The organism is Flexivirga alba (assembly GCF_042661025.1).
GTDB classification, from domain to species: domain Bacteria; phylum Actinomycetota; class Actinomycetes; order Actinomycetales; family Dermatophilaceae; genus Flexivirga; species Flexivirga alba.
Map to the genome: position 1 here is coordinate 2,237,063 of NZ_JBHSWH010000001.1, position 25,247 is coordinate 2,262,309.

Sequence of the window (25,247 nt, forward strand, 5' to 3'; positions counted from 1 at the left end):
TCACCGCCGCCCGGCGCGTTGCTGGTCGACGACCGAGCGCGTGTCCAGGTCGGCCTCCCGGTCCTGCCGGCGCTGCCGCTCGACGCGTTCGCAGTCGCGGACGGCGGCGACGATCCGGGCCAGCAGCTCGGGGGTCAGCAGCGCCTGTGCCGACACTGAGTCGTGCGTGGTGTGCAGTTCGTCGATGTGAATCTCGCCCGGCATCACAGGCTCACCCCCAGCGCGCGCGCACCCTGCTTGAGGATCGACAGCTGCCAGAGTCCCTCGTGCGCCAGCTCGAGCTTTTCGACGGCGACCTCCTTGCCGAGCGCGTTCATCGTCGGGCCGACGAACTTCACCGGAAAGGCCCGCTTGAACGCCCACACGTTGTGCGGGAGGTGATGGGAGTCCAGCAGCATGACCAGCCCGTCCATCCGCTTCACCGTGCCGTCGCCGAAGCCGGACAGCCAGTCCCAGCCGCTCTGACTGATCCGCGACACCCCCGGGTGAGGGTGATGTTGGTCCAGGTGATCCGGGTGGGGAAGCGCAGCTCGGTCCCGTTGCGTCCGCCCTCGTGGCGTTTCTCGTCCACCTGGGTGATGTCCAGTCCGGTGCACTCGCTGAACCCGCCGAACAGCACGTCGCCCAGCGCGCTGAGAGCCGCCGACTTCAGGAACGAACCGACGCTGGTCGTCTCCGCCATCGTCACGACGAAATTGTGGTTCAGCGGCGGGTCCAGCCGGATGCCGGTGGCGGACGCGAGGGGATCAAGCAGGCTCATGTGGCGCTCGCCTCCTTCACCTGCAGCGAGTCCCGGACCCGCCCGACGCGGACCACCACGAACTCGAACGGCACCGCCGGGGCGATGCCCACCTCGACGAGCAGCCGGCCGAGGTCGATCTCGCGCTCGGGGTTGTTGGTCTCGTTGCAGGTGACGTAGAACGACTCCGCCGGTGTCGACCCGGCGAACATGCCTTGCTCGTGCAGCCCCAGCAGGAAATTCGTGACCGACAAGGTCACCCGGGCCCGGGTGAACACGTCGTTCGGTTCGAAGACCACCCACTGCAACGCGATGTCGAGCGCCTTCTCCACCATCGACATCAACCGACGGACGTTCACGAACCGCCAGTCCGGGTCGCTGCTGACGGTGCGCGCGCCCATCGCCCGCAGGCCGCGGTTGCCGATCGTCCGGATCGCGTTCACCCCCGCGTCGTTGAGGACGCCGTGGCCGGTTTCGTCGATCGCGACGCTGGCTGCCAGCGCCCACTGCACCGGCCGGTTGGCCGGTGCCCGGTGCACGCCGGTCTGCAGGTCCCCGGCGGCGTAGCCCCCGGCGAGGTGGCCGCTCGGCGGCACCAGCCGGATGCTCGCGCCGGTGGGGTCGAGCGGGTCCAGCACTCGCAGCCACGGGTGGTTGAGCGCCGCGAACCGGGTGTCGAACCGGGCCCGCCAGTCCAGCACCCCGCGCAGACCGGCGGCCGGGTCGGTCGCCGCGGCGTATGGCGGGTCGAGCAACGCGAAGCGATACCGCAGCCGCTCGCACTGCTCCACCAGCGCCGCCTGCACGGCATACACCTGCTGGTCGGTGAACAGCGGTGGCGCATCGACGTCCGGTGCCGGATAGGTGATGACCGCGGCCGCCAGGTCCAGGCACGGGTCCGGCACGCAGGGAGGCGGGGGCGCCGGTCGCGGTGGTTCCGGGCGCACCAGCGCGTCCGGGGCGGCCAGCAGGGCGACCTCGGCGACGTCCTCCAGCGCGCGCAGGCCACGTCGTTTCAGCGCGGCCGCGACCGGACCGTCGTCCGGTGCGACCGGTTGCCCGACGAAGTCGTCCACCGACAACCAGGAGAGGCCGGAGCGGCCGCCGGCCAGCGCCGTTTCGGTCGCCGGGTCGAGGTCCAGCCCGCGCAGGTCGGCGGTGTCGGCCCGCAGCTCCTCGATCAGGATCGGCGCGGGCGGCGCCCAGACGGCCGTTCCGGTGACCGGGTCGACCGGGGGCCGCACCCCGGCCAGCACCAGCGGTCCGTAACCGATGTTCTCCGGCACCAGGGAGAGCCGGTCGTAGAGGCCGACGAGGACGCCGGACGCACTGACCAGGACGCGATATTCGACGCTCTCCACGGTCATCGGCGCGGTGTGGTCGAGGCCGGTGACCGGCAGGTGGTAGCCACGCCGGGGCCCCTCCGGCGGGACCCACCAGGCTTGTGACGTCATGGGATCGACGGCGGCCACCACCCGCCACACCGGCGGCCGGCCGGGTTGGGTCAGCCGCACCTCGTCGTTGACGGCTAGCCCGCTGAGGCCGGGCAGCCGGCTCCACCGGCCGTCGGGGTCGGTGCCGGTGGTGGTCAGCTGGATCCGGTTGAGCTCGCGCAGGTTCACCGTCAGCCGGTTGCCCCAGGCGCCTGCCGTCGACGCCGCCAGCCGCCAGACCGGCCCGGCGGCGCCGCCGAAGTCGGCGGACGCAGCGGCGGCGCCAGCCACCGGGTCGTTCGACGCCACCCGCACCACCCAGGCACGCACGCCGCCGTTCTCGAAGAAGCCGCGCACGGCATACGCCAGGAACGCCGCCGGTATGACGTCACCGAACCACGACACGAACTGGCGCCACGACGTCACCGGCACCGGCAGGTCGACCGGCCCCCGCTCCGCGATGCCCGCGAAACCGGCGATGTCGGTCCGCAGCGGGGTCACGGCGGGACCACCGGCGTCGATGGCCTGGTAGTAGACGCCGGGTGTGCTGCCGGTGTGCATGGCGGTGGGCACGGTCAGGCCACCTCGAGGGTGATGTCCTCGACGATCAGCTCGACGCTCTCGACCGCGACCTCGTTGCCCATCGCCTTGAGCGCGGGTCCCTCGATCTTGTTCGGCCAGGCGTTCTCGAAGTTCCACCGCAGCACGTCGTTGCGGGCCTCGTCCATCAGGATGACGCTGCCGTTGCGGCGGTCGGCTGAGCCGGTGGCGATGTTGCGGTACCAGTCCCACAGAGAGCTGTCCTTGATCACCCCGCGCTTGAGTGTCACCGGCCCGTTCCGGCGCAGACCGGGCAACTTGCGGGCGGTGAGCGGTATGTCGACCCCGGTGCGGTAGTCGACGGTGTCACCGTCGCTGGTCAGGCCGCCGACCTCGCTGAATGCGGCGACCGTCAGGTTGTCGATCTCCAGGCGGAAGTTGAAGTTCCGGAACGGGTCGATCCGCGGTTGGACACTCATGACGATTCTCCTCAGTTGTCCGCGTGCGCGGTCCACAGGCCGATGCGCACGATCACGAATTCGGCGGGTTTGACGGGTGCGACGCCGATGACAACGATCAGCCGGCCGTTGTCGATGTCGGTCTGGGTCATCGTGGTGCGGTCGCACTTGACGAAGAACGCCTCCTCGACCTTGGTGCCCTCGAGGGCACCGCTGCGCCATACCGTCGTCAGGAAGTTGGCGATCACCCGGCGGACCCGCGCCCAGAGCGGGTCGGCGTTGGGTTCGAAGACCACCCACTGCAGGCCGCGGTCCAGCGACGCCTCGATGAAGATCAGTAGCCGCCGGACGTTGACGTACTTCCAGTCCGGGTCGGAGGTGATCACCCGGGCGCCATACACCCGGATCCCGCGGTTGTTGTCGCGGAAGTCGCGGATGACGTTCACGTTCACCGGATACGGGTTGAGGATGTCCTGTTCGGCCTTGTTGAGGCTGCGTCGCAGCCCGGTGATGCCGCCGACCACCTCGTTGGCCGGCGCCTTGTGGACGCCACGGTCGATGTCGGTGCGGGCGTAGACGCCGAGCACGTGCCCGGCCGGCGGGATCGCGTAGTCGTGGATGTCGGCCAGGTTCGTCGGGAACGGGTCGGGGATCGACAGCCACGGGTAGTACAGCGCCGCGTACTCGGTGTCGAACTGAGCCCGCTGGCTCTGCGCGTCGCTGATCGTGTCGTCCGGTTCGGGCGTGGTGTCCAGCACCGCGAATCGGTATCGCAACAGCTCGCAGTGGTCGATGACCGCTTGCTGCAGCCGGGCGCTGACACGGCCCGGTATGGCGACCAGGCTGATCTCGTCGACGTTGCGCAGACTCTGCAGACCGGTGCGCTGCTCCGGGTCGGCGTTGTCGGCGCCGATGTAGGTGTCGTCGCTGATGGTGCCGATCGAGTCGTCGCCGGGCGTCGTCTCCAGCCGCAGCAGCGCCGGTTGGACGCGGCCGTCCGGCAACACGTCCACCAGGGTCTCCGGACCCAGCCGCACCGACTGGCGCACCGCATCGGTGGTGGCGACATCGGCCACCCGCAGGTAGAGCGAGGTGCCCTCGGGCCGGTGGTCGGACTTGCGCAGCGGCCCGGTGATCGACCCGATCGCCTTCTCGACGTAGTTGCTGTGCCGCGGGTCCAGCGACACGTTGCGGTAGGCCTCCAGGTCGATGACCTGGCTGTCCCGGGACGGCACGTTCGGGTCGGGCTGGCGCAACAGCCGGACGGTGATGCCGAACTCGCGCGAGCGCACGCCGGCGCCGATCACCTGCTGGGCCGCGCTCAGCCCGCTGCCGGCGAGGGTGATGGCGTTCTGCGCGGACCGGTTGATGCTGCTGACCTTCACCGGGTCCCCGAGCACCGTGCCGGTGGCCGGGTCGGTGAGCTCCAGCACCGTGCCCGCCTCGACCCCGGAGGCGGACGCCAGCCGGATGGTCGTCGCATTCACCATCGTCGCGAGGGTGCTGGTCACCAGCCCCGGCGTCTCGTCCTGCACGCTGATCCGCAGCCGGTTGCCCCAGCTGCCGGCGTCGAGGGCCTGTATGTCGATCAGCGGGGTGCGTTCGACCAGCATCGAGCCGGCAGGGTGCGCGCGGGCGAGTGCGGTCTGCAGCGGCACCTGTACCGGCGCGGCCGGGGCGGCCGGGGCCGCGGTGACGGCGACATAGGACACCTCCGCCGCGGTGGTGAGGCGCAGCAGGTCGCCCGCGGCGAAGCCGTCGCCGTCGCTGAGCAGCAGGCTGCCGTCGCCGGCCGGTGCGGGCAACGCCAGGACACACGCCTGGCGCCCGGCGACCGCGGTGACGGCACCGAGCCGGGTGACGGCCGCGCCGGCCGGCCGGCCCTGGGTGAGCGATGGACTGACGACCACGGTGCCGGGGTCGGGCGCGACTCCGCTCAGCGCGGGCAGCGACACTACGGTCACGATCTGCGCGCCGGTGCCGGCACCGATGCGCAGGACGGAGTCTTCGCCGATCCCGATCCGGTCGTCCAGGGCCGCGACCGCGCCGCCGGCGGTGGTGACAGCGGTGGTCAGCGAGTCCCGGGGCACCACGGCAGCCGGTGCGGTGTGCGCGGCGGCGGCAGCCGGCGTGAGAGTCAGTGTGTCGGCGCCGGCGTCGATGGAGGTGATCGTGAGCGTTTCGGGGGAGCCGGCGGGGTCCAGCACCACGCGCTGGCCGGTCACGAGCCCGGCGGTCTCGCCGGCCTGCAGCGTGAGAGTGGTGTCGCCGATCGCGACATTGGCGGTCAGGGTCCGGTCGGCTGCCGGTTGCACGGCTTGGACCAGCGTTCCCGCGTCGTACCCGCCGGTGGCGGGCGCCACCTCGAACTTGTCGAGCTCGCCGATACGGCCCACCTCGGCGGTCGCGGGCGTCCCGACGCGCACCAGGTGGGTGCGATCGGTGAACGCGCCCTGCGTGTCGTCGACGAACACTGTCGCGCTTCCGCCGGTGGCCAGCCCGACCGCGGCGGTGGTCACCGCGCCGGCGCTGAGGTCGACGCGGGACACCGCGTCGGAGCCGGGGTGTGACAGCACGACGCCGGAGTCGATCCGGACTTGGGTGGTCGAGTCGGCAGGACTGACCACGGTGGTCGCGGTCGTCTCGCGCACCGTCCGGTATTCGGCCGTGGGCGCCGCGCCGAACTCGAGGCAGTCGCCGGCCGACAGCGCCGCGACATCGGCGTGTGCCCCCTGGACGGTGATCAGCTCCGCACCGGCAGCGACATCCGCGGGCAGGGTGAAACCGAGGGTCACCGCACGGACGTATTCCTCCACCGGCTCACCGGCAGGATGCGACCGGGCCAGCGGCAGCGCCAGCGGGACCATCGTGGTGTTCGCAGTCGGTGCGGCCGCCACCTGCCGGTACTCGGCGCCGCTGCCGTCGCCCACTCGCACCCAGTCTCCGGGCGCGAGACCGGAGCCGGGCAGCGCGAGCAACTCCGGCAGGTTGGCGGCGGTGCCCGTCCCCTCGCCGGCCGGGCGCACCAGCACCGACGGCACCGGTGCCGCCGTGCCCGGGTAGAACAGCGAGGTGGCCGCCCGCGACGCCGCCGCGTCGACCACCCGGACGGCATACACGCGTTTGCCGCCGTTGGTGAAGAACCCCTCGATGGCGTGCGGCAGGAAGCGATGCTCGCCGTAGTCGTCGGCGCGCAGCAGGCCACCGAACGTCCGGGTGAAGTCCCCCACACTCGTGATCAGGATCGGCACGTCGGTCGGGCCGCGTTCGGCGACGCCGACCACGCCGCACGTGCTGGTGCTGACGCCCTCGATGGGCTTCGAGCCGGTGTCGATCTCCTCGACATACACCCCGGGGGCGAGATATTCGGGCATCGGATCCTCCGTCGTTGCTGGAGTGGAGCGGGCGTCAGCGCAGCGTGAGTCCCACGGTGTTGACCGGGGTCAGGTAGTCCGGGGTCACCCGGACGGTTGCGGTCAATCCGCCATTGACGGCGGTGATCTCCAGAGCGGCCACCCGGCTGATCGGTGGCAACCGGGCGGTCCCGTCCACGGCGGAGGTCGACCGGTAAAGGTGACTGTCCAGGTATTCGTCCGCGATGCCGGCGCCGGCGGCGCGGACCAGCTCGACACTGGCGAACGGGACGGTGGTGCCGACGAACACGGTCGGGTCGCCGATCGCCACCGGATCCGTCGTGGTGGTGTCCGCGGGTGACGGTGCCGGGGCGGTGACCCGACGGACGCCGACCCCGGCGGCGTGCGCGACGCGCACCGGCCCGCTGAGCGTCAGGTTCACCGGTGAGTCCTGGTCGCCCGCGGCCGACAGCGACTGCACCGTCAGGTATCCGCGACGGTCGGGGTCGGCCAGGTCGATGCCCACGAGGTCCCCGGAGCCAGGGCCCCGGCGCGGCTCACCGACACGGTGCGGTCACCCGGTGCCGCGGGCTCCGCGAGCACCCGCGTCGGCTCGGCGACCGGGACCAGGCTGACGCTGTCGATGCCGGTGCCCACCGGCCACGGCTGCGACGCACCGAGCGGAACCGCGAGCAGACCGGGCGGCGTCGCCGGTTGGGTGAGCGCGGCGAACGTGCGCCATACGCCGGTGACTCGCACGTCCGCACCGCCGACAGCCACGGTGCTGCCCTGCGCCGTGAGCTTGAAGGTGTGCACCTCGACGCGGATCGGCGCCCGGCGCAGGTCGATCCGGCCGAGTCGGACGCCGTCGAAGGTGGCCGGGAACCCCGGTTGGGCAGGCACGGTGACGGTGCCGGTCCACGGCAAGTAGCCGGGCGTCTCGACGCGCAGCTCCGCAGAGCGGGCGGTGCCGGCAAGGTCGGGAAAGGCGCGCACCGGCACGCCAACCAGCCCGCCGACCCCGTTCTCGCTCGTGCCCCCAGTCAGGCCGGCGGTCCGCGTGGTGATCGCAAGCCGGCCTTGCACCGTGCGGCCGGTGAGTTCGTCGAACGCCTGCAGCAGCACCACCGCCTGCCACACCTGTCCGGCCGGCCGTGGGCCGAGCAGGTCGACGTGGTGCACCCGCGAACCGTCGAGGATCGTGGTCAGTCCGGCGCTCGTCGTCATGTCCGCTCACCCGACCTCAACACCGGAGTTGAGCACCGGGACGCGGACCGGCGGGCCGGACACGAGAGTGACGTCCACCGAGAGTTCGACGACGGTGACCTCGACCGAGACCGAGGTGCGGTATGACGTGTCCAGCGCGTCCCAGACACGGGCCAGTTCATCGATGGTCAGCGGTTCGAATCGCGTCGTGACGGTGGTGTCGGTGCCGGCGAAATCGTCGGTGAGATCCGCGCCGGCGAGGGTGGGATGGTCGTTGAACACCTGCAGCGCCTTGCCGAGGATCACCTGCTCGGTCTCGGGAGAGTCGTCCTGTCCGGTGCCCGCGATCGGGGACAGCAGGTAGTGCAGCCGCAAGGGGAGCGGCGGCGGCTGGATCAGCTCGGTGGTGATGCGTCGTGGTGGCCGGTTGAGGGTGAGGTCGTCGCGCACCACGCGATACAGCCACACCGACAGCCCCGTGCGCGCCCCGCTCATCTCGGCCGGTGAGTTCAGGTAGACATGCATCGTCCCGGGCGCGTGGAACTGCGTCGCCAGGTCGGGGTCCAGCTCGAACTGCGACTGCAGGTAGTCGGCCAGCGATCGGCTGGTCGCGCGGATCGAGGTAATCACCGGGTTCTCGTCTCCCTCGTGCGTCTCTGCGAGAACTGTTCTCCGGTGGGCGTCGCCGGGCCGTCAGCGTGATGTCCGCACCCGCGTCGGTGCGAAGTGTGGCGCAGATGCGTCGGTGGGTACGCCGCGCCGGGTCACTGTCGTCTCGCGCGAGTCCGCACCCGCGTGTGTCGCTGCGTCGTTCGGGCGTGGTCGGGGCGTCACCCAAGCGTCAGGCGCGCGTCACCGATGCGAAGGAGAAGAGGGCTCAGCCGCGGGTGGCCGACACCAGTTCGGAGAGTTGCGGGGACGGACTCAGCTGCAGGTTTTCCCACAGCAGCCGGCGGAAGATCTCATACTGGCGGCGCGCCTCGTAGACGTTTCCCTCGGCGAGATGTGCCGTGATCAGCAGCTGCTGGGCGCTCTCGCGCAGCGGCTCCGCGGCCACTGCCGCCTGGCCGGCGCACACCGCCTCGGCGCCGCGTCCACCGCTGCCGAGCCGGGTGCACAGCGCCTCCAACGCGTGGACCCGCAACTGCCGGAGCCGCTCGCGCTCGTCCTGCAACCACTCGTCGTCCCAGTCGGGCAACAGGTCGGCGGCCAACTCGTCGACGTCGGCGCACTCGACCTCGGCATCCGGTGCCCGGGCGATCAGGCGCTTGGCATTGCCGACCACCCGGATCAGGTCGACGTGTACTTCGGGGGCCAGCCAGAGCAACTCGTCGCAGACGGTCAGCAACCGGTCGCGTTGGGGTCCGATCTTCCACAGCGTGCTGCGCAGGTTGGCCATCGCCCGCGACTGCGTGGTGTCGATCCAGAGGGTGTAGGCCACGTTGGTGCGGACCTGCGGCCGTCCGCGCACCGCGAGCAGGGCGAGCACGCGGCGGGCGTTGAGTGGTAGGGGCACCAACTGGCCACTGATGCGCAGGTCGAAGGCGCCGAGCAGCCGCAGGTCGAACGACTCGACCTGTTCCTCGACCCGATCCTGGTTCGGCGTCCGGACTCGGCGGATCTGTGCGGTCAATGCCACCACCTGCCTTCACAGGCCCTCACCGAAAGATGCTGATGGCATCAGGAGGCGAGGACTGGGCCTTTGATACCGGGCGGCAAAGACGATGTGCGCCTGCTCCGCCAGAAGTGCGGACCAGACGAGTTGCCACTATATCGTGGTTGCGCGTGTTCGAGACAGCTCAAACGGCCCCTGTTACTTCTGCTGCGGGCACAACGAAATGGTCCGCAGCAAGCTGCGGGGTGCCCCCGTCGGCGCCTCCCTAACGGGGTCCCCGCGAAGTATCGGAGCGAGGGACGAGCGGAGAACTTCGTGGCGTGTTCATCCGACCTCGTTTCTCGGTCGTCCGATGCGCCTGTTACTTCTACCGGGCGCACAAAGAAATGGTCCGCAGCAAGCTGCGGACCATTTCTTTGTGCCCCCGGCAGTGTGTTGGTTCAGGACATCGGAATGGGGTGTCTCACGTCATCGGCATAGCGTGTCGCAGGTGATCGGAATGGCGGGTCGGCGGCAGGGTCGATCATGTCGAACTCTGCGAAGCGTCGTCTGGTGATCACTGCTGTGCTGGCCGGTCAGTCCCAGTCCCAGGTTGCCCGCACCTACGGGGTGTCTCAGGGGTGGATCAGCCGGCTGATGGCCCGCTACCGTGACGACGGCGAGGCCGCCTACCAGCCGCGCTCGCGTGCCCCGAAGACCAGCCCCGGCGCGACGCCACCGGCGACGGTCGAGCTGGTGTTGCGGTTACGCAAGCAACTGGCCGACGCCGGCCTGGATGCCGGCGCGGACACCATCGGCTGGCACCTGACCCACCGCCACGACACGACCGTGTCGCGGGCAACGATCCACCGGATCCTGGTCCGTGCCGGCACGGTGACCCCCGAACCGAAGAAGAAGCCGAAGTCCTCCTACATCCGGTTCGAAGCCGCCCAACCCAACCAGTGCTGGCAAGCCGACTTCACCCACTACCGGCTCACCCACCCCGATGGCACCACCAGCGCAGACGCTGAGATCCTGACCTGGCTGGACGACTGCTCCCGCTACGCCCTGTCAGTCACCGCACACCACCGCATCACCGGCCCGATCGTGCTCGCCGAGTTCCGCAAAGCCGTTGGCAGCTATGGCGTTCCGGCCTCGACGTTGACCGACAACGGGATGGTGTTCACCACCCGGTTCTCCGGCGGGAAAGGTGGCCGCAACCACCTCGAACACGAGCTGCGGAAGCTCAACGTCACCCAGAAGAACGGTCAGCCCAACCACCCACAAACCCAAGGCAAGGTCGAACGCTTCCAACAGACCTTGAAGAAGTGGCTACGCGCCCAACCAGACCAGCCACAGACCCTCGCCGAGCTACAAGCACTCGTGGACAGCTTCATCACCATCTACAACCACCAGCGGCCGCACCGCTCCCTGCCGCACCGCGCGACCCCCGCAACGATCTACACCACGCTGCCCAAAGCCGTCCCGCCCACCGACCGCAGCACCGACACCCACAACCGCGTCCGCCACGACAAGATCGACAAAGCCGGCAGCGTCACCCTGCGCGTCGCCGGCCGACTCCGCCACATCGGCATCGGACGAACCTACGCCCGAACCGACGTCACCCTGCTCGTCCAGGACCTGCACGTCACCATCATCCACGCCGCCACCGGCGAAGTCCTGCGAGACCTGACCATCGACCCGACCCGCAACTACCAACCCACCGGCCGACCACCCGGACCCACACCCAAAAACAAATAGCCCGAACCTGCACAATGCAGGTCCGGGCCATTCCGATGTCCTGAGACATCACATTTGTGCCCCCGGCAGGATTCGAACCTGCGCTCCCGCCTCCGGAGGGCGGTGCTCTATCCCCTGAGCTACGGGGGCGTGCGGCGAACCGCGCGCCGAAGGCGATGATTCGTTCCTCATCATCGCGTCAGTCGCCTGTGCCAATGGCCCGTCCTGCGGCCGGCACGTCGCAAGATTATCAGTCACCGAGGGGTGCTCTCGACATGGTGGCAGGTGAGCTCGATGTTCAGCCGACGGACGAGGCGGTATGCCGCACCGGCCTCCGCCGTATCGTGTCGCCCGTGACTTCCACTCCGGTCCGCCTGGCCGACCACATCTGGCCGTCCGGTCTCACCGAGACCGCGGACGGCGGGCTCGCGCTGCACGGGCATGCGCTGATCGATCTGGCGAGGACGTACGGCACGCCGGCATACCTCGTCGACGTGCCCGATCTCCTCGCGCGCGCACGCGATTTCCGGGATGAGTTCCGGACCGCATTCGAGGCGATCGGCACGACGTGCGACGTCTTCTATGCCGGCAAGGCCTTCCTGTGCTCGGCGCTCGTCCGGCTGCTCGATGCCGAGGATCTCAACCTCGACGTGTGCACCAGCGGCGAGTTGGCGGTGGCGGCCAAGGCCGGCTTCCCCGGGGCACGCACCGGCATGCACGGCAACAACAAGTCCGTCGCCGAGATCGACGCCGCACTCGACTACGGCGTCGGCCGGCTCATCGTCGATTCGCTCGAGGAGATCGAGCGCGTCGTCGCGGCTGCCCGTCGCAAGAACGTGCGTGTCGGCGTCATGCTGCGCGTCAAGACCGGGGTCGAGGCGCACACGCACGAATTCATCGCGACGGCACATGAGGACCAGAAGTTCGGCTTCTCGCTGTCCGGTGGCCAGGCAACAGAGGCGGCTGCCGAGGTGCTGCGGCACCCCGACGAGCTGCAGCTGCTCGGCTTCCACTCACACATCGGCTCGCAGATCTTCGACTCCGACGGCTTCCGCGCAGCGGCCGAGCGCCTGATCGCCATGCAGCTGCAGGTTGCCCAGGATCACGGAGTGCTGTTGCCGGAGCTCGACCTGGGCGGCGGCTTCGGCATCGCGTATGTGCCCGAGGACGAGCCCCTGTCCCCGCGGGAGATGGCGGCCCAGCTCGCCGCGATCGTGCAGGCTGCCTGCGAGACCGCGCAGACGCCGGTGCCGCGGGTGTCGATCGAGCCGGGCCGCGCGATCATCGGGCCGGCCGGCATCACCCTCTACGAGGTCGGCACGGTGAAGCCGGTTCAGGCAACCGATGACCTCACGCGCACCTATATCTCGGTCGACGGCGGCATGAGTGACAACCCGCGCCCGGCGCTCTACGAAGCCGATTACACTGCAACGCTTGCCAATCGGCACAGTGACGAGCCGACCACGCAGGCACGGGTCGTGGGCAAGCACTGCGAGTCGGGCGACATTGTCGTGCGAAACCAGCAGTTGCCGGGCGACATACGTCCGGGCGATCTGCTCGCGGTTGCCGCGACCGGCGCCTACTGTCGGGCCTTGTCCAGCCAGTACAACCACATCACGCGACCGCCGGTCCTCGCCGTCACGGCCGATGGCGTGCGCACCTGGCTGCGCCGCGAGACCATTGACGACCTGTTGGCCCTCGAAGGGGAGTAGAGATCCGTATGGAGAAGCCATTGAGGGTTGCGCTGCTCGGCTGCGGGGTGGTCGGTACCGCCGTCGCCCGGCAGCTGACCGATGACGCCGCCGATCTCGCCGCGCGCGTCGGCGCGCCGCTCGAGCTGATCGGTGTCGCCGTCCGCGACGTCAACAAGCCGCGGCCCGAATCAGGTGTTCCCCCAGAGCTTTTCACCACCGACGCCGAGTCGCTGGTGGCCGACGCCGACCTGGTGGTCGAGCTGATGGGTGGCCTGGAGCCGGCCCGCTCGCTGTTGCTGCGGGCCATCGAGCACGGCGCGGCGGTCATCACGGCCAACAAGGCGCTGCTCGGTGCCGACGGCCCGCGCTTGTATGCCGCAGCCGATGCGCGCAACGTCGACTTCTCCTTCGAGGCGTCGGTGGCAGGCGCCATACCGCTGCTGCGTCCGTTGCGCGAGTCGCTCGCCGGTGACGATGTGCATCGGGTCATGGGCATCGTCAACGGCACCACCAACTACATCCTCGACAAGATGGACCGCACCGGCGCCGCGCTGGCGGACGTGCTGGCCGAGGCCCAGGAACTCGGGTATGCCGAAGCCGACCCTGCCGCCGACGTCGAGGGACACGACGCGCAGGCCAAGGCCGCGATCCTCGCCTCGCTCGCCTTCCACACGCGTGTGTCGAGCGACGACGTGCACTGTGAAGGCATCATGGGCATCACCGACGCCGACATCCGCGATGCGCGCAAGATCGGTTGTGTCGTAAAGCTTCTCGCGATCTGCGAGAGGACTCCGGACGGTGTCAGCGCGCGTGTCCATCCGACGCTGGTGCCGCGCTCGCACCCTCGCGTCGGTGCACGACGCGTTCAACGCCGTCTTCCTGGAGACCGCGCTTGCCGGCGAGCTGATGTTCTACGGCAAGGGTGCCGGCGCCGCGCCGACCGCATCGGCCGTCCTCGGCGACCTGGTCCAGGCCGGCCGCCACCGGGTGGTGGGTGGTCACGGACCGCGGGAGTCGGCATACGCCGAGCTACCGGTGTTGCCGATCGCGCAGACCGAGACGAGCTACTTCATCCGGCTGGACGTGCTCGACCGGCCCGGAGTGCTCGCACGGGTCGCGAATGTCTTTGGCGCACACGATGTTTCGATCGAGAGTATGCGCCAGGGGTGCGCCGGTCGGAAGAAGGCCTGGCGATCCTGCAGCTGGTCACGAACCAAGCGACCGACGCGTCGCTGGTCGCGACCGTCGATGAACTCCGCAAGCTCGATGATGTGCACGCGGTCAGCTCCGTGCTGCGTGTGGAAGGACTGTGATGGCCAAGCAATGGCGAGGCGTTATTCGTGAATATGCCGACAGGCTGCCTTCATTGGCAGGTGCGCCGGTCATCACGTTGGGGGAGGGCGGTACGCCGCTGATCCACGCCGGGTGGCTCAGTGCGCAGGTCGGCGCCGACGTGCACGTGAAGTTCGAGGGCCTCAACCCGACGGGTTCGTTCAAGGACCGCGGGATGACGGCAGCGATCTCCGCAGCCGCGAAAGCCGGTGCCAAGGCAGTGATTTGCGCCTCCACCGGCAACACGTCGGCATCTGCCGCGGCATACGCGACCAAGGCCGGTATGACGTGCGGCGTGCTCGTTCCCGAGGGCAAGATCGCCATGGGCAAGCTCGCCCAGGCGATCGCGCACGGGCGCAGCTGCTGCAGGTGGACGGCAACTTCGACGACTGCCTGACCCTCGCGCGCAAGCTGGCCGAGTCCTACCCGGTGGAGCTGGTCAACTCGGTCAACCCGGCGCGCATCGAAGGTCAGAAGACCGCGGCGTTCGAGGTGATCGACGTGCTCGGCGACGCTCCGGACATCCACTGCCTGCCGGTCGGGAACGCCGGCAACATCACCGCCTACTGGAAGGGCTATCGCGAATCCGCTGCATTGCCAGTCGGATCCGATGGTGCGACGACCAAGTCTCCCAGGATGTGGGGTTTCCAGGCCGCCGGCGCGGCGCCGATCGTCAAGGGTCACCCGGTCGACGAACCGGACACGATCGCGACGGCGATCCGGATCGGCAACCCGGCGTCCTGGCAGCAGGCGATCGCGGCGCGCGACGAGTCCGGTGGGCTGATCGACGCAGTGACCGACGAGCAGATCCTGCGCGCCCATCACCTCATCTCGAGCAAGGAAGGCATCTTCGTCGAGCCGGGTTCGGCGGCCAGCATCGCCGGCCTGCTGATGATGCACGAGCGTGGCGAGATCCCCGCCGGTGCGACGATCGTCTGCACCGTCACCGGGCACGGTCTGAAAGACCCACAGTGGGCGTTGCAGGACGCCGACGGGCAGCAAGTGCAGCCGACCAAGGTGCCAGTGGACGCGGTGACCGCTGCGCGCGCGCTCGGCCTGGAAGGCTGACCGGGGCCCGATTCGATGGATTCTGAACAGTTTTCGCTCGGCACGTCCGTCACCGTCGAGGTGCCGGCAAGCAGTGCCAACCTCGGCCCGGGCTTCGACTCGATAGGTCTCGCGCTGGGGATCACCGACACCGTGCAGGCGACGGTGTGTGGAGACGGCGTGCGGATCTCGGTCGAGGGTCAAGGTGCCGAAGCGGTGCCGACCGACGAGACGCACTTGGTCTGGCGGTCCGCGTTGACGATGTGGCAACAGCTCGGAGTGGAGCCGCCGCCCGGCCTGATCCTGCACTGCCGCAACGGAATTCCGCACTCGCGCGGTCTCGGGTCGTCGGCTGCGGCGATCGTGGCTGGTATGGCGACCGCGCTCGCCCTGGTCCGCGATCGCATCGACGGACCCGTGGCGCTGGCGATGCTGAGTGACCTGGCCGGCGACCTCGAAGGTCATCCCGACAACGCGTCGGCCAGTGTGTATGGCGGCTTGACCGTCTCCTGGGCCAACGACGAAGGAGCCGGGTGGCGCACGGTGCGCCCCCGGCTGCACCCCGACGTCACGGTTGCACTGCTGCTGCCGGAAGCGACCCTGTCCACCGATTCAGCCCGGGCCGTGCTCGGCGACACGGTGTCGATGTCGGCCGCGGCTTCCACCGTCGGACGAGCTGCCCTGCTGGTGCACGCGCTGACCGAGGAGCCGGAGCTGCTGTTACCGGCCACCCGGGACTGGTTGCACCAGGAGCCCCGCAGGGCGTCATACGAGCAGAGCATGGAGGTCATCGACCTGCTCCGGGCACGCGGCCTCGCGGCGACGATCTCCGGTGCCGGCCCGGCCGTGTTGGTCCTCGGTGCCGGCGAATTCGAGGTGGACGCGGACACCCTCCCGACCGGCTGGCAGGTGCTGCGGCCGGGCATTGCCGCGTCCGGTGTGCGAGTCGTTTCGCATTACGCCCCCTCGACGGTGTAAGTTTGGCCATACATCGACGGCCCAAGCCGTCCGCGTGACAGTTCTGTCCCGGATGTCGATGTCTCACCGCGACGTTTCTCACCGATCTTTTCGGCCAGTGCGCACGCCGGTGATGAGTGTTACTTCACTGAAGTTGATTCAGAAAAGACACAGGAAGCTCGGGATGCGTTTGGGGTTGCAGGGAGCTTGCGAATCGCAACGCCAACGCAGAATGAGCATCCAGTCAGAAGCAACGATTTTTGGCACACCCCACACCGGCCTGAGCGCCGGACGAACGAGGGGAAGGAACCTTCGTGACCGAAACCACCGAACTCTCCGCGCCGCCATCGGCGACCGCTTCTAGCACTCGGGGAAGCCTGAGCACAATGAAGCTGGACGAGCTCAAGCAGCTCGCGGTGACCATGGGCATCAGCGGCACCTCCAAGATGCGCAAGAGCGACATCCTCACGGCGATCCGTGAGCGCGGCGGCGAGAGCAAGTCCGCTGCCGACGGTGCGCAGAGTGCCAAGAGCGCTCCCCGCCGTTCGCGCCGGGCGACCTCCGCTCCCGCCACGCCCGTCGAGGGCGAGCGCACCGCGACGGCTCCGGCCGCTGCCAAGACCGACAACGGCGGTGACAAGAACACCGGCGACAACACCACCGGTGCGCAGCCTGCTGAGGCCAAGGCCGACAGGCCTGCTGAGGCCAGGGCTGACCAGAACAACCACAAGTCCGTCGACCTCGGCGACCGTGCCGACGCCGGCAACGATCGTGACGGCGACAAGGCGCAGCCTCAGGGCGGCAACGACCGCGACGACCGTCCGTCGGGCAACGACCGTGGCAACCGCAACCGCAACGACGGTGACCGCGGCAACCGCAACGACGGTGACCGCCAGGGTGGCAACAACCGCCAGGGCAACGACGGCGGCAACCGCAACAACGACCGCAGCGGTGACCGCAACGACGGCGACCGTGGCAACCGCAACAACGACGGCAACCGTCAGGACGGCAATCGTCAGGACGGCAACCGCCAGGGCGGCAACAACCGTCAGGGTGGCAACCGTCAGGGCGCCAACAACGATCGGAACAACGACCGGAACAACGACCGCTGGAACGACGACGACGGCAATGGCCGTGGCCGCCGGCGTCAGCGTGGCCGGGACCGTAAGCGTGGCCGTGGCCGCGCCGACGACTTCGGTGACGTCGACACCCAGGTGCGCGAGGACGACGTCCTGGTGCCCGTCGCCGGCATCGTCGACGTCATGGACAACTACGCGTTCGTGCGGACCAGCGGCTACCTGCCGGGCCCGAACGACGTCTACGTGCCGATGGGTCTGGTCAAGAAGAACGGCATGCGCAAGGGTGACGCGGTCACCGGCGCGATCCGTGCGCTACGCGACGGTGAGCAGCTGCCGACCCGGCAGAAGTTCAACGCGCTGGTTCGCCTGGACTCCATCAACGGTATGACGCCCGAGCAGGCCAAGGAGCGTGTCGAATTCGGCAAGCTGACGCCGCTCTACCCGCAGGAGCGGTTGCGTCTCGAGGACGACCCGAAGCACCTGACCAACCGCATCATCGACCTGGTCGCACCGATCGGTAAGGGCCAGCGTGGCCTGATCGTCTCGCCGGCCAAGGCCGGCAAGACCATGGTCATGCAGTCGATTGCCAACGCGATCACTGCAAACAACCCCGAGTGCCACCTGATGGTCGTCCTCGTGGACGAGCGTCCGGAAGAGGTGACCGACTTCCAGCGAGCGGTCAAGGGCGAGGTCATCTCCTCGACCTTCGACCGGCCGGCTGTCGACCACACCGTGATCGCCGAGCTCGCCATCGAGCGCGCCAAGCGTCTGGTGGAGATGGGCAAGGACGTGGTGGTCCTCCTCGACTCGATCACCAAACTCGGACGGGCTTACAACCTGGCCGCGCCGGCCAGTGGCCGCATCATGTCCGGTGGCGTCGACTCGGCGGCGCTCTATCCGCCGAAGAAGTTCTTCGGTGCCGCTCGCAACATCGAGCACGGCGGCTCGTTGACTATTCTCGCGACCGCCCTGATCGAGACCGGTTCGCGGATGGACGAGGTCATCTTCGAGGAGTTCAAGGGCACCGGCAACATGGAGCTGAAGCTTGACCGTCAGCTTGCAAATCGTCGGATCTTCCCGGCGGTGGACCTCAACAACTCCAGTACCCGCCGCGAGGAGATCCTGCTCGGCAGCGACGAGCTGAAGATCATGTGGAAGCTACGTCGGGTCGTTGCCGCCCTCGACCCGCAGCAGGGCATCGAGTTGCTGCTCGACCGGTTGAAGAAGACTCCGTCCAACACCGAGTTCCTGATGCAGGTGCAGCAGACCAGCTCCATCAAGCTCGACGACGAGGACTGAATCGGTTCGCCATACGGCGACTGACGCACGAAACGGCGAGTGACGCAATTGCAATTGCGTCACTCGCCGTTTGCTGCGTCACTCGGTGATCGTCACCGAGCGCGACGACCTCAGGTCAGGGTGACGTCGTCCGCCTGGACGTACATGACCCGGTGCCCGAAGTAGACCAGGTAGTACTTCGTCTTGCCGACGATGTCGATGTGGTCGTTCGGGGTGTTGATGTCGTAATACCAGGCCTTGTAGTAGTCGGTCGGCACATTGGTGTCGGCGACGACATACTCCTGACCCGCGCCCCAGGTGTAGCTGAACGCCGAAACCCCTTGATCCCACGAGGGATCGGGGTATGCCGACGACTCCGGGTAAGCGCGCCCGTAGACGACCACGTCGGTCTTGGCGGTGGCCTTCATGCCCTTCTTCAACAGGCGTGCGGTAGGAGACTTTGCCGGGTTGTGGAACCACGACTTCTGGCCGAGATACCAGATCGCGGTCCAGTCGCCGTCGACGTCCGCGACCACGTAGTCCTCACCGGCCGCCGCGCGTGCTCCGACGTCGGACGGGCCGGTGCCGGACGGCGCCCCACTCGGGTGCAGGCCGATGTCCGCGACCAGCGGTGAGCTGTCGTCCGGCTGCTGGTGCAGCGCCACGAAGTTGGCCGCCGGCTGCGGGCCGTCGACCACACAGATCGGCGGGTTGTTGTCGTCGCACCCGGTCACGATCTGCTCGTTGCCCTCGAAGCCGGGCAGGATCCGGATCATGTCGCCCGCCGAGAACCGGCTGATGCCGCGGGTGCCTCGCACCAAGGGGGCGCCGAGCAGCTCGAAGTAGTGCTCCCAGTCCCAGAACGGGCCCGGGTCCCAGTGCATCGACTTGATGCCGCCCGTCGTGGTCGCCGGCACCTGGTCGTGACCGATGATGTGCGCCCGGTCGACCGGGATGTCGTACTTCTTGCACAGGTAGGAGATCAGTCGAGCGGACTTGCGGTACATCGCCTCGGTGAACCAGGTCGGACCCGCGGTGGCGTAACCCTCGTGCTCGACGCCGATCGAGTGCGCGTTGACGTACCAGTTGCCGGCGTGCCAGCCGACGTCCTTGGCCTCCAGGTGCTGCGCGATCGTGCCGTCGCTGGAGCGCACTGTGTAGTTCCACGCCAGGTAGGTCGGCATCTGCACCAGCTTGAGCGCTTCGTCATACGAGCACTCGGTGTCGTGTATGACGATCGTGTTCAGCGCCGGGGCGACCGGGCGGTTCCCGAGGTCGTGGTTGCCGTAGTTGCCCGGGTCGGAGCTCAGCTGCTCGTATGGCGCAGGCACCCACTCGACAGGCAGGCCCTTGGGGGCGTCGATGGGGTCGGTCGGCGCGGCCTGCTTCGCGGCGGTGTCCATCCGCTTGGTGAGGACCGCACGCTGTGAGGTCACGCTGCCGACCTTGGTCGCCTGCAGCTTGAGCTGCACACCGGACGTCGTCTTGCTGGCGCCGGCCCGCAGGTCGCTGATCACGTCGTCGGCGAAACCACGCTGGCTGGCGGCGGCGGAGAAGCCGCTGGCCGATGCGATCGCGACATACCAAGTGGCCGGGTCGGTGTGTGCTCCGACGGCGTGGCCCGCCTCCCGCTGGGCTGCGGCGACCACGGCCGCGGCGCCCATGATGTTGGCAGCGGTGTCGGTGCGCAGCTCGTCCTTGGAGAGCCCGGTCAGCGTGGCGGCCTGCCCCAGGGTGTCGATGACACCTGCGGCGTGCTTACCGGCCGCCGCGTCCCGCTGCGCCTGCGCGGCAGCACCGTCGACGAGGTGCATGGGTCCGTAACCGAGGCTGGTGCTCGGCACACCGGCATGGTCCTCCCAGCGGGTCTGCCCGTAGGAGATGGCAGCGAGCACGGACGCGGGAACGCCGTACTTGGTTGATGCTGCAGTGAATTGGTCGTGCTGGTCGACGGCGAGAGCAGGGGCGGCGGTTGCTGCTGCCGCCACCGGCACTGCCAGAGCCGCGACCAGGAAATTACGTCGGGAAAGTGGATGAGTCATCGCTTCTCCATGATCATCAGGGGGACTGTCGGCCCAAGGGAGAGCTGACTCTTTCACTTTGGCACGGTGCCGTGCGTAAATGTTTTCCGGAGACCGACAAATTCCTCGCTCGTGACGGATGCGCGCGGAATAAGTCGGGAACGGTTCTCGTTTGGACGGATGGTCTGCCAACTGGCAGAATCATCGGTTGGCTCCCCGGTTCACGCTCCGCATCCGCGACAGCGACCCGGTGGGCATGACATCCCGAGGAGATTCCATGAAGAAGGACATTCACCCGTCCTACGGTGAGACCGTGGTCACCTGCACCTGTGGCGCCACCTTCACCACCCGCAGCACTGCCCCGTCCGGCGCGATCAGCTCTGACGTGTGCTCGCAGTGCCACCCCTTCTACACCGGTAAGCAGAAGATTCTGGACACCGGTGGCCGGGTCGCCCGATTCCAGGAGCGTTACGGCAAGAAGACCGCAGCCAAGTAGCTTCTCTGACGCCGGTCCTGACCCTTGGGGTCAGGGCCGGCGTTTGCGTTGTCGCACCATTCACTGCACGAAGCCTCCGGGAGGCACCCATGATCGAGTCAGCAGCCGCCGTCGCCGACGAATACGCGGACCTGGAGCGGCAATTGGCCGACCCGGCGGTGCATGCAGATCCGAAAGCGCTGCGCCGGCTCAACAAGAGGTATGCCGCACTCGCGCCCACCGTCGCGGCATACCGCGCCTGGATCGCAGCACGTGAGGACCTGACCGCGGCACGCGAGCTCGTGGACGAGGACGAGTCCTTTGCGGAGGAGATTCCTGCACTGGAGGAGACCGTCACGGCGGCTGAGGGCAAGCTGCGCAAACTGCTGCTGCCGCGCGACGAGGACGACGACCGCGACGTCATACTCGAGGTGAAGGCGGGTGCGGGCGGCGCCGAATCCGCTTTGTTCGCAGCGGATCTGGTGCGCATGTACCTCCGGTATGCCGAGCACGCCGGCTGGCGCGCCGAGATCACCGACGGCACCGAGTCCGACCTGGGCGGCTACACCGACGTGCGGCTGACGATCCGGGCGAAGGGTCAGCCGGAGCCGGGCCAGGCGCCCTGGGCGAAGCTGAAGTACGAGGGTGGAGTGCACCGCGTGCAGCGGGTTCCGGTGACCGAGAGCCAGGGCCGCATCCACACCTCGGCCGCCGGGGTGATGGTGATGCCGGACCTCGACGACGGGGACGACGACGAGATCGTGTTCGGGCCCAACGACCTGAAGATCGATGTCTACCGGTCGTCCGGGCCGGGGGGCAATCGGTCAACACCACCGACTCCGCCGTCCGCATCACCCACCTGCCGACCGGGCTGGTTGTCTCGTGCCAGAACGAGAAGTCCCAGCTGCAGAACAAGGAAGCCGCGATGCGGGTGCTCAAGGCCAGGCTGCGCCAGCAGGCTCAGGAGGCACGGGAGGCCGAGGCTTCGGCGGCCCGACGCTCGCAGGTGAGGACTGTCGACCGTAGCGAGCGGATCCGCACGTACAACTTCCCGGAAAACCGCATCGCCGACCACCGCACGGGTTACAAGGCCTACAACCTCGACGCCGTACTCAACGGTGACCTCGGCGCCCTCATCCAGTCGGCGATCGACACCGACGAGGCCGCGAGAATGGTTGCGGTTGCAGAAGGTTCGACTGCATCGTGAGCGTCCCCGCGGCCGGCGTCCGCGCCTTGCTGGCGTCGGCCACCGAGCGGCTTGCCACAGCCGGCGTGCCCAGCGCCGGCACAGACGCGCAGCTGCTGCTGGCCCATGCGTGGGGAGTGTCGGTCGGTGAGTTGCAGCGAAGGCAACTGCTCGGCGAAGCGCCGTCCGCAGAAGTTGAAGGGCGCTTCACCGACCTGGTCGATGAACGTATGACGCGAGTGCCACTGCAGCATCTCATCGGCTCCGCGCCGTTTCGCGGGATCGAATTGCATGTCGGGCCAGGGGTTTTCATTCCCCGCCCGGAGACCGAGCTGCTGGTCGACCTGGTGCTCGCCGAGCTCGGGGGCCGCCCTGGTGCGCAGGTTGTCGACCTGTGCACCGGTTCCGGAGCGATCGCGCTCGCGCTCAAACACGAGTCGCCGTCGCTGTCGGTCACCGCGGTTGAGCTGGACCCGCTGGCACACGCGTGGGCAGCCCGCAACGCGCAACTGCTCGGCCTCGACGTTGAGATCCTGCAAGGACCCGCGGAGTCGGCGTTGCCCGGGCGGGAAGGAAGGCTGGACGTCGTGGTGAGCAACCCGCCATACATCCCGGTCGGGATGGTGCCGATCGACCCGGAGGTCCGTGACCACGACCCCGAAGTGGCACTGTATGGCGGCAGCGACGACGGCCTGCGGATCCCGCTCGCTGTCGCGCGTCGGGCACATGACCTGTTGCGACCGGGTGGTCTGCTGGTGATGGAACACGCTGACAGCCAAGGGGATTCGCTGCCGAACGCTTTGACCCGTGCGGGCTGGAGTGACGTCGCCGACCACCAGGATCTCGCCGGCCGCCCACGCGCAGTGACCGCTACCAAGCTGATTGAGTAGCGGAGGAGCACCCACCCAAGCTGGTCGAGTAGGGCGAGCCGATAGGCGAGCCCGTATCGAGACCTCTCAACTGTTGTCGACGATAGACACGCCGGCCAGCTCGACAACGATCTCCTTGGCCTGCTCGCCGGTGATGATCGCGCCCTTCATGGCGCGCAGTCGGTCCAGGTCGCACGGGCCGAGCGCCGCGCCACGCAGATCGGCGCCGTCGAGCTTGGCGTCATACAGATCGGCATGCGTGAGGTCGCAGCCGTCGAGCACCGACGAACGCAGATCGGCGCCGCGCAACACAGCCTCGGTGAAACGGCATCCGGTCAGGTCCGTGTGCGAGATCACCGCACCGATCAGGTTGGCAGCAAAGAGATTCGAGCGTCGCATCGTGAATCCGAGACCGCGGGTGTGCGGCAGCGCAGCCCCCATCAGTCGGCAGCCGTCGAAGGTCGCTCCGCCCAGCGAAGCGCCATCCAGCCGGACCTCGTCCAGCAAGCAATCGGTGAAGGTCACTTCGGTCAGATCGACGTCCCGCAGGTCGGATCCGCGCAGGTCGCACCGCAGCAACGACACTGCGTCCGTGGCGGTCGCCAGCAATACCGGCAGCTCCTTGTCGGCATACGTCTCGTCGATCAGCTCCATGGCGGGGAGTCTGACAGCACCAGCCGACGCCGACCCCTCCGCCGAGAGGACACGCGATGATCGAGAGGACAGGCAATACCCGCCTCACCAGCCACATCCGTCACAAATCGCCTGTCCCGTCGACGAAAGAGTGTCCTCTCGGCGAAGGGGTAAACGATTTGCGGTGAGCGAAGCGAGTCCGTTGGATGGCGGGCATGGTGCAGATCAGGCAGCTCGCGGCCGACGACCCCGAGCTGGGTGCGTGGCGAAGGAGTATCCGGGACGCGCACCTCGCCGGACGGGAGTCGTCCTGGTGGGAGTCGCTGGAGTCTCTGCAGGTCTACCTCGGGCGCGCTTCGGTCCACAACGATCGCCGGGCTGTGGCCGCGTTCGACGGCGGCCGCTGCGTAGGCGGAGCAGAGATCACGTTGCCGCTGAGATACGACACCGAGACCCTCTCCGTTGAGTTGGGAGTGGTGCCCGACCTTCGCGGTCGGGGAGTTGGCGCCGAGCTGCTGGAACGCGTCAAAGCTGTTGCGACGCAACGAGATCGGTCGATTCTGCAGACCGAGTTGCACATCCCGGCAGGTCAGGAGCTGGAGGACACCGTGGGTGGGCGCTTCGCGCTGTCCCGCGGTATGAGCTCGGTGAGCACCGAGGACCGGTTCCTGCTCGATCTGCCGCTGGACGAGGCGCGGGTCGCCGACCTACGCGCGGGCGGCGACGGCTACGAGCTGCACTCCTTCGTCGATCGGGTGCCGGACGAATACGTCGCCGAGTGGGCGCGGATGGTGACGCACATGAACGAGGACGTGCCGATGGGGGAGCTGACTCACACACCGCAGCCGATCAACGTCGACCGCATCCGCGAGGCGGAGCGAACCTTCGCCGAGCAGGGCTGGACTCGGTTGCGCTCGCTCGCGCTCACCCCGGACGGGCTCGGGGCGGGATACACCGAGATGTTCGTGTCGCGGTATGACGCGGAGTTCGTGATACAGGACGACACGTTCGTCGACCGCGCACACCGCGGGCATCGCCTCGGAGCACGCCTGAAGCTCGCCAACCTGCGCAACCTCGCCGATCTGGCCGAGCGCACCGGCGGTAGATGGAGCCGGGTGCAGACCTACACCGAGCAGCACAACACCGCCATGCAGCACACCAACGAGGCTTTCGGCTTTCGTCGTGTCGATGTGCTCCACGAACTCGAGGGTCATGTCGGTGGGCTTGGCTAGCTTTTGACCATGGCTATCGCACGCACTCCCACTCTGGTGATCGACTGCCCCGACCCCGGGCAGTTGGCGACGTTCTACGGCAAGTTGCTCGGTTTCGAGGTGAATATCGACGACGACAACAGTTGGGCGAAGATCTATACCGAGAGCTGGCCGCCGATCGACTTCCAGCGGGTCGCCGACTACAGGCCGCCCCAGTGGCCCGGTCAGCAGCATCCGCAGCAGATGCACCTCGACGTCGTGGTCGACGACCTCGACGCGGCCGAAGGCCCGACCATCGAGCTGGGCGCCACCAAATGCGACGAGCAGCCGGGCACGTCGTTCCGCGTCTTCCTCGATCCGGCCGGACACCCGTTCTGTCTCTGCAACTGCTAAGCCTCGTCC

20 protein-coding genes, 1 tRNA gene and 3 pseudogenes are annotated in these 25,247 nt (G+C 68.4%); 11 read left to right on the forward strand and 13 right to left on the reverse strand.

The features are described from left to right. From ACFQDH_RS11045 to ACFQDH_RS11090, 10 genes are all read right to left on the reverse strand, one after another. Window positions 1-204, reverse strand: coding sequence for a hypothetical protein (locus ACFQDH_RS11045; RefSeq protein WP_382401239.1), 204 nt, complete (start codon window positions 202-204; stop codon window positions 1-3). Beyond that, window positions 204-479, reverse strand: a complete 276-nt coding sequence (locus ACFQDH_RS11050) for a phage tail protein (protein WP_382401241.1) — start codon at window positions 477-479, stop codon at window positions 204-206. The genes ACFQDH_RS11045 and ACFQDH_RS11050 overlap by 1 nt, the downstream gene beginning before the upstream one ends. Next, window positions 419-760 (reverse strand): phage tail protein, encoded by a 342-nt coding sequence (locus ACFQDH_RS11055; RefSeq protein WP_382401243.1) that lies wholly within the window; start codon window positions 758-760, stop codon window positions 419-421. The genes ACFQDH_RS11050 and ACFQDH_RS11055 overlap by 61 nt, the downstream gene beginning before the upstream one ends. Further along, a complete protein-coding gene (locus ACFQDH_RS11060; RefSeq protein WP_382401245.1) occupies window positions 757-2,745 on the reverse strand; it encodes a phage tail sheath family protein in 1,989 nt (662 codons plus the stop codon). Before ACFQDH_RS11060 ends, ACFQDH_RS11055 begins: the two co-directional genes overlap by 4 nt. A gap of 2 nt (window positions 2,746-2,747) precedes the next feature. Continuing rightward, entirely contained in the window at window positions 2,748-3,191 is a 444-nt protein-coding gene (locus ACFQDH_RS11065; protein WP_382401247.1) for a phage tail protein, read from the reverse strand. An 11-nt stretch (window positions 3,192-3,202) separates the two neighbouring features. Continuing rightward, window positions 3,203-6,544 carry a phage tail sheath C-terminal domain-containing protein gene (locus ACFQDH_RS11070; RefSeq protein WP_382401249.1) on the reverse strand — a complete coding sequence of 1,114 codons (3,342 nt, stop codon included), beginning with the start codon at window positions 6,542-6,544 and terminating at the stop codon, window positions 3,203-3,205. 34 nt (window positions 6,545-6,578) lie between these two features. Continuing rightward, a complete protein-coding gene (locus ACFQDH_RS11075) occupies window positions 6,579-7,049 on the reverse strand; it encodes a hypothetical protein (RefSeq protein WP_382401251.1) in 471 nt (156 codons plus the stop codon). Further along, window positions 7,007-7,750: a hypothetical protein gene (locus tag ACFQDH_RS11080; RefSeq protein WP_382401253.1), complete on the reverse strand. Its 744-nt coding sequence runs from the start codon at window positions 7,748-7,750 to the stop codon at window positions 7,007-7,009. Before ACFQDH_RS11080 ends, ACFQDH_RS11075 begins: the two co-directional genes overlap by 43 nt. A 6-nt stretch (window positions 7,751-7,756) precedes the next feature. Next, complete coding sequence (locus tag ACFQDH_RS11085) at window positions 7,757-8,359, reverse strand: Pvc16 family protein (RefSeq protein WP_382401255.1); 603 nt, start codon at window positions 8,357-8,359, stop codon at window positions 7,757-7,759. Between the two features lie 247 nt (window positions 8,360-8,606). Beyond that, window positions 8,607-9,362, reverse strand: coding sequence for an AfsR/SARP family transcriptional regulator (locus tag ACFQDH_RS11090; RefSeq protein WP_382401257.1), 756 nt, complete (start codon window positions 9,360-9,362; stop codon window positions 8,607-8,609). Window positions 9,363-9,869: 507 nt separating this feature from the next. On the opposite strand from ACFQDH_RS11090, the gene ACFQDH_RS11095 reads away from it, so the two are divergent. Continuing rightward, window positions 9,870-11,084 (forward strand): IS481 family transposase, encoded by a 1,215-nt coding sequence (locus tag ACFQDH_RS11095; RefSeq protein WP_382401259.1) that lies wholly within the window; start codon window positions 9,870-9,872, stop codon window positions 11,082-11,084. 57 nt (window positions 11,085-11,141) lie between these two features. On the opposite strand, the gene ACFQDH_RS11100 is transcribed toward ACFQDH_RS11095, so the two are convergent. Next, a tRNA-Arg gene (locus ACFQDH_RS11100) sits at window positions 11,142-11,213 on the reverse strand. A gap of 203 nt (window positions 11,214-11,416) precedes the next feature. On the opposite strand from ACFQDH_RS11100, the gene lysA reads away from it, so the two are divergent. The 5 genes and pseudogenes from lysA (at window position 11,417) to rho (ending at window position 18,471) form a co-directional block, all read left to right on the forward strand. Beyond that, window positions 11,417-12,775, forward strand: a complete 1,359-nt coding sequence (gene lysA, locus ACFQDH_RS11105) for a diaminopimelate decarboxylase (protein ID WP_382401261.1) — start codon at window positions 11,417-11,419, stop codon at window positions 12,773-12,775. A gap of 8 nt (window positions 12,776-12,783) precedes the next feature. Further along, window positions 12,784-14,070 (forward strand): annotated as a pseudogene (locus ACFQDH_RS11110) (homoserine dehydrogenase). Further along, window positions 14,070-15,157: pseudogene (gene thrC, locus ACFQDH_RS11115) on the forward strand (threonine synthase). The pseudogenes ACFQDH_RS11110 and thrC overlap by 1 nt, the downstream one beginning before the upstream one ends. Window positions 15,158-15,172: 15 nt before the next feature. Next, complete coding sequence (gene thrB, locus ACFQDH_RS11120) at window positions 15,173-16,114, forward strand: homoserine kinase (protein WP_382401263.1); 942 nt, start codon at window positions 15,173-15,175, stop codon at window positions 16,112-16,114. A gap of 365 nt (window positions 16,115-16,479) precedes the next feature. Next, window positions 16,480-18,471, forward strand: a complete 1,992-nt coding sequence (gene rho, locus ACFQDH_RS11125; RefSeq protein WP_417398436.1) for a transcription termination factor Rho — start codon at window positions 16,480-16,482, stop codon at window positions 18,469-18,471. Between the two features lie 110 nt (window positions 18,472-18,581). Here the strand turns inward: rho and ACFQDH_RS11130 are convergent, their stop codons facing one another. Beyond that, window positions 18,582-20,492, reverse strand: a complete 1,911-nt coding sequence (locus ACFQDH_RS11130) for an N-acetylmuramoyl-L-alanine amidase (protein ID WP_382401267.1) — start codon at window positions 20,490-20,492, stop codon at window positions 18,582-18,584. Between the two features lie 256 nt (window positions 20,493-20,748). Here ACFQDH_RS11130 and rpmE point away from each other — a divergent pair, with 256 nt between their 5' ends. The 3 genes and pseudogenes from rpmE to prmC all read left to right on the forward strand — a co-directional run bounded on the left by rpmE (window position 20,749) and on the right by prmC (window position 23,022). Further along, window positions 20,749-20,967: a 50S ribosomal protein L31 gene (rpmE, locus tag ACFQDH_RS11135; RefSeq protein WP_382401269.1), complete on the forward strand. Its 219-nt coding sequence runs from the start codon at window positions 20,749-20,751 to the stop codon at window positions 20,965-20,967. A gap of 89 nt (window positions 20,968-21,056) precedes the next feature. Continuing rightward, a pseudogene (gene prfA / locus ACFQDH_RS11140) lies at window positions 21,057-22,153 on the forward strand (peptide chain release factor 1). Next, window positions 22,150-23,022, forward strand: coding sequence for a peptide chain release factor N(5)-glutamine methyltransferase (prmC, locus tag ACFQDH_RS11145; protein ID WP_382401271.1), 873 nt, complete (start codon window positions 22,150-22,152; stop codon window positions 23,020-23,022). The pseudogene prfA and the gene prmC overlap by 4 nt, the downstream one beginning before the upstream one ends. Before the next feature lie 66 nt (window positions 23,023-23,088). On the opposite strand, the gene ACFQDH_RS11150 is transcribed toward prmC, so the two are convergent. Continuing rightward, window positions 23,089-23,655, reverse strand: a complete 567-nt coding sequence (locus ACFQDH_RS11150; protein WP_382401273.1) for a pentapeptide repeat-containing protein — start codon at window positions 23,653-23,655, stop codon at window positions 23,089-23,091. 194 nt (window positions 23,656-23,849) lie between these two features. Between ACFQDH_RS11150 and ACFQDH_RS11155 the strand changes: the two genes are divergently transcribed. Continuing rightward, a complete protein-coding gene (locus tag ACFQDH_RS11155) occupies window positions 23,850-24,866 on the forward strand; it encodes a GNAT family N-acetyltransferase (protein ID WP_382401275.1) in 1,017 nt (338 codons plus the stop codon). A 9-nt stretch (window positions 24,867-24,875) separates the two neighbouring features. Continuing rightward, window positions 24,876-25,238, forward strand: coding sequence for a VOC family protein (locus ACFQDH_RS11160; RefSeq protein ID WP_382401277.1), 363 nt, complete (start codon window positions 24,876-24,878; stop codon window positions 25,236-25,238). The last annotated feature ends 9 nt before the right edge of the window (window positions 25,239-25,247 follow it).

Coding starts and splice junctions, on each gene's coding strand:
- ACFQDH_RS11080 (WP_382401253.1), bottom strand. CDS start 7,750: ATGACGACGAGCGCCGGACTGACCACGATCCTCGACGGTTCGCGGGTG.
- ACFQDH_RS11150 (WP_382401273.1), bottom strand. CDS start 23,655: ATGGAGCTGATCGACGAGACGTATGCCGACAAGGAGCTGCCGGTATTG.
- ACFQDH_RS11065 (WP_382401247.1), bottom strand. CDS start 3,191: ATGAGTGTCCAACCGCGGATCGACCCGTTCCGGAACTTCAACTTCCGC.
- ACFQDH_RS11160 (WP_382401277.1), top strand. CDS start 24,876: ATGGCTATCGCACGCACTCCCACTCTGGTGATCGACTGCCCCGACCCC.
- ACFQDH_RS11155 (WP_382401275.1), top strand. CDS start 23,850: ATGGTGCAGATCAGGCAGCTCGCGGCCGACGACCCCGAGCTGGGTGCG.
- ACFQDH_RS11045 (WP_382401239.1), bottom strand. CDS start 204: ATGCCGGGCGAGATTCACATCGACGAACTGCACACCACGCACGACTCA.
- ACFQDH_RS11070 (WP_382401249.1), bottom strand. CDS start 6,544: ATGCCCGAATATCTCGCCCCCGGGGTGTATGTCGAGGAGATCGACACC.
- ACFQDH_RS11095 (WP_382401259.1), top strand. CDS start 9,870: ATGTCGAACTCTGCGAAGCGTCGTCTGGTGATCACTGCTGTGCTGGCC.
- rho (WP_417398436.1), top strand. CDS start 16,480: ATGAAGCTGGACGAGCTCAAGCAGCTCGCGGTGACCATGGGCATCAGC.
- thrB (WP_382401263.1), top strand. CDS start 15,173: ATGGATTCTGAACAGTTTTCGCTCGGCACGTCCGTCACCGTCGAGGTG.
- rpmE (WP_382401269.1), top strand. CDS start 20,749: ATGAAGAAGGACATTCACCCGTCCTACGGTGAGACCGTGGTCACCTGC.
- ACFQDH_RS11130 (WP_382401267.1), bottom strand. CDS start 20,492: ATGACTCATCCACTTTCCCGACGTAATTTCCTGGTCGCGGCTCTGGCA.
- ACFQDH_RS11055 (WP_382401243.1), bottom strand. CDS start 760: ATGAGCCTGCTTGATCCCCTCGCGTCCGCCACCGGCATCCGGCTGGAC.